Raw genomic sequence first — 11,350 nt, 5'->3', positions numbered from 1 at the left:
CCGCAGAGAAGGTTTGAGAGTTTTTTGGGAGAAGTATGTGTTTCATTCCAGGAATTTGTTGAATTTCACATCGATCTGACCCGACTTTTCGCAGTCGCTGGAAGCCAAGTCGTCTCCTGAGAAGTTGGAACCCGCAGTGTCCCATTACCGCCGCAGCGGATCCAGCAGCGGCTTCAGCCCGTTGTGGTCGATCTCCTGCATCAGCTGCAGCAGGCGGCCGATTTCGCCCTTGGGGAAACCTTCTCGGGCGAACCAGTTGAGGTAGTTGCCGGGCAGGTCGGCGATCAGCGTGCCCTTGTGTTTGCCGAAAGGCATCTCGCGGGTCACCAGCAGCTGGAGGTCTTCGGGTTTCATCCTAGCCACCTGCCCGCTTGGGCGCGTAGCCCTGTTTTTGCAGGGCCTGCATCACGGTATCGCAATGATCGCCCTGCACTTCAATCACGCCGTCTTTGGCCGTGCCGCCCGAGCCGCAGGCGGCCTTGAGCTGTTTGCCCAGCTGCGCCAGGGCCAATCCATCCAGCGGCAGGCCCTTGATGACGGTGACGGTTTTACCGCCGCGGCCCTTGCTTTCACGCATGACGCGCACCACCCCATCGCCCCTGGGTGCGGCCTGCTGCTTGCAGGTGCAGGCAGAAGCGGGCTGGCGGCAGCCGGGGCACATGCGTCCGGCATCGGTGGAATACACAAGGCCGCCGCTGGCAGGGAGTTTCTTCATGGGTCAGGAAGGAATCAGGAGGATCAGCAACGTTGGAGAGACCGTTGCGCGTGAAGCGATTTTGGCCAGCACACGCCGAGTGGCCCGCACGGCCTAATACGAACGTTCACAAATGTTCTGGGCCATATTGCCGAAAAATGAAAAATGTACCTTATAAACACGGCTGGGATTTTTCAGCCAGTGCCGCGCAGCCACACAGGGTCATGCACCCCATCACAACAGGCAGCGCATTGGCCCGGCACACCAACGCAGCATCAGCACCAGGACAGCACCATGACCGGCACCTCTTTTCTGATCGGCTTCTTTATCTTTGTGGGCAGCGTGGCCCTGGGCGCGCTGGGCTATGAACGCTGGCTCTCGCATGTGGTGTCCACCCGCAAGAAGGTGGCGCGCAACCACGCGCTGCGCAGCAAGCCGCTGACCAGCCGCGACGAGCTCGCGGTGTGGCGCTGGCTGGCGGACATTTTTCCGGACCACCATGTCTTGATCAAGGTGCCCTTTACCGGCTTTATTGAACCCAACAGCCGCGGCGGCGACGCGCACTGGCAGGCGCTGCTAAGCACCGTGAGCTTTGCCTGCGCGGTGTCCGACCGCAAAGGCACGGTGCTGGGCTGCGTCGACGTGCTGGGGCGCGGCGAGCTGGCTGACCGCAGGCATGCCTTCAAGCGCGAGCTGCTGAGCCGCGCGGGCATTCCCTACTGGATTGTGGACAGCCAGCGCAGGCCCGAGGCCGCGCTGCTGCGTGAAAAGTTCACCGGTGCCGCCGCCACGCAGGCAGCCATCAAAAAGACACCTCGCTCAGCCATRCCGCGCAAACCCGTCACTGCGCTGGAACAGCGCCGCCTGTCACGCGTGTCCAGCAACGCATCGGACCTGACCCGCACCGGCATGACGCCGCTGCATTTGAAGTCCACGCTCAAGTTGAAAGCACTGGCGCGGGCCTTTGCCTGGCGCCTGGCCGGTGAGCCGCCTTCTAACAGGCCGCGGAGTTCACGCCGGCCCATGGGCTTTCCCACCACCAGCATCAGCAGCTCCACCATCTGAGGGCACCTGCACCCRCCTGCACCAGCCTGCGTAAGCCGCCAGGCCGCTCAGCCCTCGGCGCTCTTGAGCAAAAACTCCATCTCGGTTCCGGCCAGGTTCAGGATGTCGTGGTGGGCTAACGGAATGGCCTTCACGCCGATCGGCTTGCCGTTGCAGGTCGGCGGTTTTTCGCCGTCCATGTGGGCGACGTAGTAGCCGTCGCGCCGGTGCGAAATCGACACCACGGCCACCCCGGGCTGGCCGAAGGTGGTAACGGCCTTGACCACCGGCACTTCCAGCCCCGCCGATGAACCCGACAGCACCTTCAGGCTGGCGTGCATCGTGCCGGTGGTGCCGGGCAGGCCCAGCGCGTCCAGCGCCATGGCGGTGGTTTGATGTTCGCGCGGAGCCTCTTCTTCGTGCCGCGAGGTGGCCAGGTACTGGATGCGGAAGTTGCCGATGTTGATGATGTCGTTGTCGTGCAGCAGCTCACGCGACTTGACCATGTGGCCATTAAGGTAGGTGCCGTTGGTGCTGCCCAGGTCTTCAAGGTACACGTCCGCAAGGCCTTTCAGCAGGAACACGCAGTGCTCGCCGCTGACCACCAGGTTGTCAAAGATGATGTCGTTGTAGGGCCTGCGGCCCAGCGTGGTGCGGTCGTTCGTCAGGTACACGTKCCTGATTTCGACGCCTTCGACCGATGCAATGAGTTGCGGCATGCAGCACCCTTCTTCAGGAATAGTCGCCGGACACGCCCCATGCGTAAGCGGCAAACCATCGTAGCCGGGGCGCCCCAAAGGCACAAGCGGGGCGCAACCCGCCAGCGCGCCCTGCTAGCGCTAGTTGTTGGTGATTTTTCCGGTTTCGCAGGCGGCGCGAATAATGCGCTGGGTCGGGTTGGGCGTCACATCGCGAAACTCCATGGGCCGCACCACTTCATTCGGGTAAGTCGCCGTTTTGTAGGGCTCGCCCTTCCACAGCGGCTGCGTGTAAAACGCCAGCGTCACGTACTTGGCGCTCTTGTTCGCGCAGTCAAACAGCACGGTGGAAACATAGGAGCGGTAAGGCACGCCGTCCCAGCTGGTACGTTGCAGGGCGCGGCTCACGCGGACCTGCATGGCCCGCATGTCGCCGTTGGCGGCCACGGGAGAAGGGTCCACCTCGATGGTGTCGACGGCCGGGTCGTCCGGGTCGCCCATCACGGTAAACCAGGGGGTAGGCGCTGGAACCGCGGCGGGCGCAGCCCAGAGGGAGGCCGCGGCCATCAGCGCCCCTAAAACAATCACGATCTTCTTCATATGGTTTTTCTCTCCCTTCGCTGCCGTGAATGCCACGGCCCTGGTCACTGTCCATTCACTGCCGATTGATTGCCAGTAACTGCAAGTTCTTTGCCAGCTCACTGCTGGTTTACTGCTTGTTTGTTTGAAGCGCCAGTTTAATCCTGCCGCAACAAACTTTCTGTTGCAACTGTTTCCCGAGCCGTCGCAGGCGCGCATCGAATGGCCCTGTAGGCACATGCCCACAGCGGCACGGGCCCAATGACTTCGGATGGGCGCCTGCAGGCGGGCTAACTTGGAATGCATGGAATTTTCCATGGCCCTTTAAAGGTATCTCATGAACAAAGACCAGGTCAAAGGCAAGATCAAGGAAGTCGCCGGTGAAGTGCAGGAGCACACCGGCAAGATGGTCGGCAGCGCCGAACAGCAGGCCAAGGGCCACGCCCGTGAATTTCAGGGCAAGGCACAAAAGGCCGCCGGCGATGCGCGTGAGAACGCGGAAGACATCCAGAAGGATCTGGACAAGAACCGCGACCCCCTGCGTCGCTGACCGTCATCAAACGCTGCCCGGCGTCGCCGGGTGCCTTTGAGTCCCCAATATCGGCCGTTCTTCCGGCCGATTTTTTTGCGCCGAAGCCAATCGTCAGCCTTCATCAGCATTCATCAGCCATTGGCTGACGCATCCAAGGGCGTTGGCTGATAGCCTGCCGCCCGGGCTGGCTGCATCATGAATGTATCCATGACCGATACATCCCTGATACACAGGCACGCACACCATGCCGCGTAAAGCTCCCCGTAAACCATCCACCGCTCCCCTGCCCTTCGACCTGCTCCACGGCCAGCTGAAGCTGCCCGCGGTGACGATCAACGGCTACAGCCTGGAACTGCACGACGGCGAGCGCTTTCTGGGCGACACCGTCAGCCGCGTCGCCTACAGCCAGATGCTCGACGTGTGGCGCCGCGTATTCCGCCGCATCAGCGGTGAAGACGTGCTGGGCAGCAAGCCGACGCGCGCCATCACCAAAAAACGGCTCGACCTGCTCCTCAAGCGCGACGGCAAGGCCGCCGCCGTCATTTCCGCTGCTTCGGAAGACTACGCCTGGCAACTCGTGCGCGTGGTGCGGCGCTTTCTGGCGCATCCCTCGTGGCACGGCGTGCAGCGCATCGTGGTGGGCGGCGGCTTTCAGCAAAGCCTGGTGGGCGAGCTCGCCATCGACCGCGCGGCCGAACTGCTCTACCAGCAAAACGCCCACGTGCATTTGATGACGCTGYGCCACCACCCGGACGAAGGCGGGCTGATCGGCTGGGTGCACCTGGCGCCGCCCGAGCTGCTGTCGCAATACGGCGGGTTCCTGGCAGTCGACATAGGCGGCACCAACGTGCGCTGCGGCATTGTGCGGCCGCGCCTGGACAAGTCTCCCGACCTGTCGGACGTGCGCGTGACCGGGCTTGAGAAATGGGGCCACCGCGGCGACGACGACGTGACCCGGCGCGAACACCTGGTGCAGGGCATTGCCGCCATGCTGAAAAAGCTCAAGCGCCTGGCCGACAAAAAAGACATCACCCTGGCGCCCTTTGTGGGCGTGGCCTGCCCCGGCATGATCTGCGACGACGGCTCCATTGCCACGGGCGCGCAGAACCTGCCCGGCAACTGGGAAAGCCCGCGCTTTAACCTGGCGCATGACCTCAGCGAGCTGCTGCCGCGCCAGGACGGCCAGACCACGCAGGTGCGGCTGCACAACGACGCGGTGGTGCAGGGCCTGTCGGAGCTGCCCTTCATGCAGGGTGTCAAACGCTGGGCGGTGCTGACGGTGGGCACCGGGCTGGGCAACGCCAGCTACCTCAACACCGGCCCGGAGCAAGCGCCTGCCGGCAAAGCCAGACCCTGATGCCGAACGCTGAGGCCGCGCACACCATTGGTCACGGCGATTTTCACGGCGATCTTTAATAAAACGTTTAACAGGCCTGAAAGGCAATCAGGGCGCGCGCAAGCAGCTATCTATTTCATAGCAACGAAGCGGCGAAACTGCGCACCCACCGACGCGCCGCCACCCTACCGCCAGCGCAATGCCTAGCGCGGCGCGATAGGCGCGCCCACCACCACGCCGGGCACAACAGGCATGTTCTGCGGCACGGTGTCCAGCACCACCTCAGGCTGCACGCGCCGCGGCTGCTCGGGCGGCAGCACCACACCCGGTGCGCCACCGGACGTGTTGGGCAAGGGCGTGCCGTCCACGGCGGGCCCGTTCACGGTGATGTACTTGATCACCGGTGCCGGCTGCCAGACGCGCGGCGGGCCGCCCTCGATGGCCTGCCCTCCCACGGGACCTGACACGTTTTGCGCGCCCAGCGGCTGGGGCATGCCGCCGTCGCCGCTCATCGCGGGCTGGCTTTCCTGCGGCGGCTCGGCGCCATTGAGCAGCGCTTCAATGCGCTGGCGTTCCTGGTCCGTCACGGCCGAGCCCTGCGGCGCGGCAAAGCGCAGGTTCACGTCCACCACCTTGGCCTTGATGGCGCCCTGGAAAAACTCGCCCACCATGGGCAGCGCGCTGCGGGCGCCCTGCCCATAGCTGTCAGCCATGGTCACGCGGTTGTCGTTAAAGCCCACCCACGCCCCGGCCACCAGTTGCGGGTGCATCATGATGAACCAGCCGTCGGTGTTGCCCTGCGTGGTGCCGGTCTTGCCGGCCACGTCGGCCTGGATGCCGTAGCGGCTGCGAATGGCGGCGCCCGTGCCCTGGTCGATCACGCCGCGCATCACGTCCAGCAGCGTCTGTGCCACGGTGGCCGGCATCACGGTTTCGGCCAGCTTGGGCTCAAACACCTCAAGCACCTTGCCGTTGCGGTCTTCCACCTGCGTGACGATCACCGGTTCTATATAGCGGYCGTCATTGGCCAGCGTGCCGTAGGCCGCCACCATTTCCTTGAGCGTGACCGGGCTGGTGCCCAGCGCGAGCGACGGCACTTCTTCCAGCTTGCTCTGGCGCACGCCCATGGCCTTGGCCAGCCTGGCCACATTGGCGGGGCCCACCGCATTCATGACCTGCGCGGTGATGGTGTTCTTGGAAAACATCAGGCCCTGGCGCAGCGACATCATTTCGCCGCTGGGGCCGCCGCCGTCCGTCGGCCGCCAGAAGTTGCCGTTGCCCAGCGGGATCTCCACCGCGCCGTCAAGGAAAACGTCGGACGGCCTGGCGCCGTTTTCAAACGCCGCGCCATACACAAAGGGCTTGAAGGTCGAGCCCGGCTGGCGGCGCGCCTGCTGCACGTGGTCGAACTGGTCGCGGGCAAAGTCGCGGCTGCCCACCCAGGCCCGAACCTGGCCATTGCTCGGGTCCAGCGCCATAAAGCCGGCCTGCAGGCGCGTCTTGTCGTCCTTCAGGTTCTGCATGAACTCGGCGTCCGCCAGCAGCGCCTTGACGACCTGGTCGTCGGGCTGCCCCTTGGCGCGCGCGGCCTTGTATTCGTCGGTGTCGCGCACAAAGGCTAAAGCCAGTTCGCGCGGCGCGCCGCTCTTGGCCTTCCAGCCCGAGTTAAAGCGCCAGTCGACAGACACGGTTTTCTGCAGCCGGTCTACCTGCGCGGCCAGCGCCTTGTTGGCCAGGTCCTGCAGGCGTGAATCAATGGTGGTGCGCAGCACCAGGCCGTCGGCATAGATGTTGTAGTTGTTGCGGTCGGCCCAGTCGATCAGCCAGCGGCGCAGCTGCTGCGCCAGGTGCGGCGCCGAGCCCAGGTCGTCTTCCTGGCGCTCAAAGTCAATGCGCAGCGGCTTTGCCTTCAGCGCGTCCAGCTGGGCCGCGGGCAGTTTCTCGTGCTTGACCATCTGCGCCAGCACCGTGTTGCGGCGCTGCATGGCGCGCTCGGGGTTGTTCACCGGGTTGTAGTAAGCCGTGCCCTTGAGCATGCCCACCAGCGTGGCGCTTTGCAGCACGTCCAGCTCGTTGGCGGATTTGTCGAAATAGGTGCGCGCCGCCATTTCAATGCCGTAGGCGTTGTACAGAAAAGGCACGGTGTTCAGGTAGCTCTCCAGGATTTCTTCCTTGGAGTAAACCGCCTCTATCTTGAAGGCCGTGATGGCCTCCTTCAGCTTGCGCGTGATCGACAACGAACGGCCGATCTCTTCGGGGTAGAGGTTGCGCGCCAGCTGCTGCGTGATGGTCGAGCCGCCCTGCGTCTTGCCGGCGGCGGTGTGCAGCACGGCCGACACCGTACGCTTGATGTCGAGGCCGTGGTGGTTGTAAAAGCGGTGGTCTTCGGTGGCGATCAGCGCGTCCACCACGCTGGGCGAAATGTCTTCAAGCTTGACCCAGTCGCGGTTGGCCCGCTTGAACACCGCCAGCACCTGGCCGTYGGACGACATCACCACCGAAGGCTTGGCGGTTTTGACTTTCAGCAGGTCGGTGATGCTGGGCGTGAACGGAATCAGGATCAGCACATACAGCAGCACCAGCGCCGGAATGGCCGCCAGTGTCAGCAGCACGCCGCGTTTGGTGGGGTGGCGCAAGCGGCCAGGAATGGTGGCCGCAAAGTCGCGAAGTTGGGTCAGGAGCTGTTTCATCATTGCCTGCAAGTCTAAATGGGAGGCGTAAACCGCCCTGTAGGACTGCGGCGATGGGGAAACGCTGGCTGTTGGGCGGGGCTGCTTCTGCGGCTTCTGAAACGCCGTTTTTCAGGCATTAAATTGGCCTCCAGCCTAATAACGACGAGCGCGAGCAGCTATTGTTTTTATAGCGTATTTCAGGGCAGATTTGGGGCGCTTTGGGCCGTTTTTGAGGAGGTTTTGGGCCCATTTTTGGCTGTTTTTGCCTTTTCCGCTCCATTTTGACGCTTTCCAGGCCATGTTCAGGCATCAAATCGGCCTCCAGCCCAATAAGGACGAGCGCTAGCAGCTATTGTATTGATAGCAGACGCCCGCCTTCCGGTGCCCCGCCGGAACTGAACCGGCCTGGCGTCATCCAATCGTTCGCGGCAAAACCATTGACGCTCCGCAGGTTCGCGCCAAAGCCGCAGGGCTGCGATCCCGCCGCCCTCATCCGTAAGAAACACGCCGCTGCGCCGACCAACCCTCATGCCACCCCAAAACACCCGACAACAATCAGCAACCATCGCCAAAGGCCAACGCATGATGACCCGCAGAAACTCCCTGCTCAAACTGGGCACCCTCTCCGCCGCCATGGCCACCGGCCTGCGCGGGCTGCTGGCGTCCGCGCCCGCCCACGCGGCCACACGCGCCTACGAAGTCACCCGCACCGATGCTGAATGGCAAAAGCTGCTGCGGCCCGACCAGTACCGCGTGCTGCGCAAGGCCGGCACTGAAACGCCCTTTACCAGCCCGCTCAATAAAGAAAAGCGCGCCGGCGTTTTCAGCTGTGCCGGTTGCGACCTGCCCCTTTTTGCCTCAACCACCAAGTTTGACAGCGGCACCGGCTGGCCCAGCTTCTGGCAAGCCATGACCAACGCCGTGGTCGAAGAAACTGACACCACCCTTTTCATGAAACGCACCGAAGTGCTGTGCCGCCGTTGCGGCGGGCACCTGGGCCATGTGTTTGACGACGGCCCCAAACCCACCGGCCTGCGCTATTGCATGAACGGCCTCGCTCTTAACTTCAAGGCAGCCTAAAAATGAACAAATACCTTTTCACCCTGGGCGCTGTGGCTTTGGCCGCTTGGGTCTTTATTGGCGGCGGCATGGGCACCAGCGCCCGCGCCTCAGAAGAAAAAGCCGTGAAGCTGCCCGTACCGGCCGTTGATGCCACAGCCACCGCGCAGGCAGGCACCGCCACCGCCGTGTTTGCCGGGGGCTGCTTCTGGGGCGTGCAGGCCGTGTTTCAGCACACCGAAGGCGTGCTGAACGCCGTTTCGGGCTATTCAGGCGGCGACGCATCCACCGCCACCTACAACCAGATCGGCTCAGGCCGCACAGGCCATGCCGAGGCCGTGCAAATCACCTACGACCCGAAAAAGATCAGCTACGGCAAGCTGCTGCAAATCTACTTTTCGGTGGCACACGACCCGACCACGCTCAACCGCCAGGGGCCCGACAGCGGCACGCAATACCGCTCTGCCGTGTTCTACAAAGACGCCGAGCAAAAGAAGGTGACCGAAAGCTACATCGCCCAGCTCGACGCAGCCAAGGCCTTCCCGAACAAAATCGTGACGCAGCTTGCGCCGCTGGCCGCCTTCTACCCCGCCGAGGCCTACCACCAGGACTACGCCACCCTGCACCCCAACCAGCCTTACATCGCCAGGTTTGACCTGCCCAAGATCGCGAACCTGAAGGCCGTGATGCCCGAGGTCTACCGCGAAAAACCCGTGCTGGTGTCGCAGGCCGGCAAGTAAGGCGCAGGCCCGCTTCAGCGGGAACATAGGGCGTGCACGGCGTAGGCCATACCGCCGACTTGGCGCCGATGCGCCCTATTCCCCGGCTGAAACCCCTGAAGTCGGCAATGGCCTACAAACACAAGGGGCCAGGCGCGCTAATGTGGTCTTTTACCTTAGCAGGCAAAGGAGCAACCACCATGGCAAACACCGATACATCCCCATCGCACGCAGGCGAACAGCCTGCGCGCATCAACCTGAACGACAAAGCCACCACCGCGCAGTGGCTCAAGAAGCTGGACGTCACGGAAGAACAGCTGCGCGAAGCCGTAGCCGCCGTGGGCGACAAGGCCACCAATGTAGAGATGCACCTCAAGGGCGCCCGCAGCACCACCAATTCAGACCGCGTGCATGAAGCGATGACGGAGCACTGAGCTTGAAGCGAGTTTGATGTTCGCTTGAAGTTTGCTTGATGGCGGCGCGCATTGCCGCCAAAATGCCAGGGATACCACCCGGCCGCTCACCGCCGTTCATCGTGTTCAGCGCATGCAGCAAGATGCGCAGGAGGTTTTGCCATGGCATTGCAGACACGCGCTTCATCCCACGCTCCTCAACAATCAGGCCCAACCCAGATCACCCGGCGCACCGCGCTGGCGGCCGTCCCCGGTTTGGCAACGTTATCCAGTTTGGCGGGCCTGGCCGGTTTGAGTTTGCCGGCCGCCACACAGGCGCAAACACCCGGCACCGTACGCCTGCAATCGTGGCCGCTGAACGCCCGCACCTTCACCGGCATTCACGACATCGCCCCCGCACCTGACGGCGGCGTGTGGTTCTCGGCCCAGCGCAGCGGCCACCTCGGCTGGTTTGACCCGCGCACCGGCAAGTCAGACCTGGTGGCCTTGGGCAATGGCTCATCACCCCATGGTGTGATCGCCGGGCCCGACGGCGCAGCCTGGCTGACCGACGGCGGGCAAAACGCGATAGCCCGCGTGGCCTGGCCTTCGCGCGAAGTGAAAGTCTTCCCCCTGCCCGCCGGCACACCGTACGCCAACCTCAACACCTGCGCCTTCGACGGCGATGGCAACCTCTGGTTCACCGGGCAAAGCGGTTACGTCGGCAAGGTCGATGTGCGCACAGCCAGCGTCACGGTGAAAGAGTCCCCCCGCGGTCGCGGCCCCTACGGCATCTGCGCCACACCCAAGGGTGACGTGTGGTGGTGCTCACTGGCCGGCTCCTTCATCGCGCAACTCGACCGCAAGACAGGCGAGTCACGCATCGTTGAACCTCCCACCCCACGCCAGGGCGCCCGCCGCGTCTGGTCAGACAGCAGGGGCCGCATCTGGGTATCCGAATGGAACAGCGGCAACCTCTCAATGCATGACCCCGCACTGGGCTCAGGCCCCAGCAGCTGGCGCGCGTGGAAGGCCCCTGGCACCGAGCCGCACATCTACGCCGTGTACGTTGACCACAAAGACATCGTCTGGGCCTCAGAGTGGAGCAGCAACGCCCTCTTGCGCTTTGACCCGGCGACAGAGAAGTTTGAGGTGATCACCATGCCGCGTGCTGCGGCGAGCGTGCGGCAGATCCTGGGCCGGCCTGGGGAGGTCTGGTTGCCTGAGAGCGGGACGGAGTTTGTGACGGTGGTGAGGACGGCGTGAAAGGTCGCCGAACCTGAGACAGGGCTTAGTGCACGTCAATCAGCACCGCCCTGCTCGGCAAGCGCAACAATAATGCCCTCAGGCCCGCGGATGTAGGCCAGCCGGTACGTGTCCCCGTACTGCATTTCGCCAATGATCTCGGCCCCACGGGCGCGCATATGCGCAACGAGCGCATCAATGTCATCCACGGCGAACATCACGCGGCGAAAGCCCAGCGTGTTGACCGGCGCATCCACCGGCCCAAACCTGATGGCGTCAGGCGTGTGGAACTTGTCAAGCTCAATGCCCTGCCCATCGGGCGTCCGCATCATCGCAAGGGTGGCTCGCACATCCTTGAGCCCGATCAGGCTGCCGACCAA

General features: G+C 63.6%; 13 protein-coding genes. 7 read left to right on the top strand and 6 right to left on the bottom strand.

What is annotated here, in order from left to right:
* Window positions 1-144: 144 nt before the first annotated feature.
* Window positions 145-354, bottom strand: coding sequence for a DUF3820 family protein (locus AC1D0Z_RS11465; RefSeq protein ID WP_431096799.1), 210 nt, complete (start codon window positions 352-354; stop codon window positions 145-147).
* A gap of 1 nt (window position 355) precedes the next feature.
* Window positions 356-715 carry a translation initiation factor Sui1 gene (locus AC1D0Z_RS11460; RefSeq protein WP_477658372.1) on the bottom strand — a complete coding sequence of 120 codons (360 nt, stop codon included), beginning with the start codon at window positions 713-715 and terminating at the stop codon, window positions 356-358.
* Between the two features lie 273 nt (window positions 716-988).
* Here AC1D0Z_RS11460 and AC1D0Z_RS11455 point away from each other — a divergent pair, with 273 nt between their 5' ends.
* Window positions 989-1,759, top strand: a complete 771-nt coding sequence (locus AC1D0Z_RS11455; protein WP_477658371.1) for a PDDEXK family nuclease — start codon at window positions 989-991, stop codon at window positions 1,757-1,759.
* A gap of 47 nt (window positions 1,760-1,806) precedes the next feature.
* Here AC1D0Z_RS11455 and AC1D0Z_RS11450 read toward each other — a convergent pair whose 3' ends face one another.
* Window positions 1,807-2,457 carry an FHA domain-containing protein gene (locus AC1D0Z_RS11450; RefSeq protein ID WP_477658370.1) on the bottom strand — a complete coding sequence of 217 codons (651 nt, stop codon included), beginning with the start codon at window positions 2,455-2,457 and terminating at the stop codon, window positions 1,807-1,809.
* A gap of 120 nt (window positions 2,458-2,577) precedes the next feature.
* A complete protein-coding gene (locus AC1D0Z_RS11445; protein WP_477658369.1) occupies window positions 2,578-3,036 on the bottom strand; it encodes a surface-adhesin E family protein in 459 nt (152 codons plus the stop codon).
* Window positions 3,037-3,352: 316 nt separating this feature from the next.
* On the opposite strand from AC1D0Z_RS11445, the gene AC1D0Z_RS11440 reads away from it, so the two are divergent.
* Together AC1D0Z_RS11440 and AC1D0Z_RS11435 are read left to right on the top strand one after the other, a co-directional pair.
* Window positions 3,353-3,565, top strand: a complete 213-nt coding sequence (locus tag AC1D0Z_RS11440) for a CsbD family protein (RefSeq protein ID WP_477658368.1) — start codon at window positions 3,353-3,355, stop codon at window positions 3,563-3,565.
* 226 nt (window positions 3,566-3,791) lie between these two features.
* Window positions 3,792-4,904 (top strand): ROK family protein, encoded by a 1,113-nt coding sequence (locus AC1D0Z_RS11435; RefSeq protein WP_477658367.1) that lies wholly within the window; start codon window positions 3,792-3,794, stop codon window positions 4,902-4,904.
* Between the two features lie 182 nt (window positions 4,905-5,086).
* On the opposite strand, the gene AC1D0Z_RS11430 is transcribed toward AC1D0Z_RS11435, so the two are convergent.
* Complete coding sequence (locus tag AC1D0Z_RS11430) at window positions 5,087-7,573, bottom strand: penicillin-binding protein 1A (RefSeq protein ID WP_477658366.1); 2,487 nt, start codon at window positions 7,571-7,573, stop codon at window positions 5,087-5,089.
* A 564-nt stretch (window positions 7,574-8,137) separates the two neighbouring features.
* On the opposite strand from AC1D0Z_RS11430, the gene msrB reads away from it, so the two are divergent.
* From msrB to AC1D0Z_RS11410, 4 genes are all read left to right on the top strand, one after another.
* Window positions 8,138-8,635 (top strand): peptide-methionine (R)-S-oxide reductase MsrB, encoded by a 498-nt coding sequence (gene msrB, locus AC1D0Z_RS11425; RefSeq protein WP_477658365.1) that lies wholly within the window; start codon window positions 8,138-8,140, stop codon window positions 8,633-8,635.
* A 2-nt stretch (window positions 8,636-8,637) separates the two neighbouring features.
* Complete coding sequence (gene msrA, locus AC1D0Z_RS11420) at window positions 8,638-9,354, top strand: peptide-methionine (S)-S-oxide reductase MsrA (protein ID WP_477658364.1); 717 nt, start codon at window positions 8,638-8,640, stop codon at window positions 9,352-9,354.
* A 179-nt stretch (window positions 9,355-9,533) separates the two neighbouring features.
* Complete coding sequence (locus tag AC1D0Z_RS11415; protein ID WP_477658363.1) at window positions 9,534-9,767, top strand: DUF3606 domain-containing protein; 234 nt, start codon at window positions 9,534-9,536, stop codon at window positions 9,765-9,767.
* 141 nt (window positions 9,768-9,908) lie between these two features.
* Window positions 9,909-10,991: a Vgb family protein gene (locus AC1D0Z_RS11410; protein ID WP_477658362.1), complete on the top strand. Its 1,083-nt coding sequence runs from the start codon at window positions 9,909-9,911 to the stop codon at window positions 10,989-10,991.
* A 35-nt stretch (window positions 10,992-11,026) separates the two neighbouring features.
* Here AC1D0Z_RS11410 and AC1D0Z_RS11405 read toward each other — a convergent pair.
* Window positions 11,027-11,350, bottom strand: a 324-nt coding sequence (locus tag AC1D0Z_RS11405; protein WP_477658361.1) for a VOC family protein, incomplete at its 5' end; no start/stop codon positions are given.

It is taken from the genome of Polaromonas sp. P1_E3 (assembly GCF_056405935.1).
This window is presented reverse-complemented; position numbering and strand designations above follow the sequence as displayed.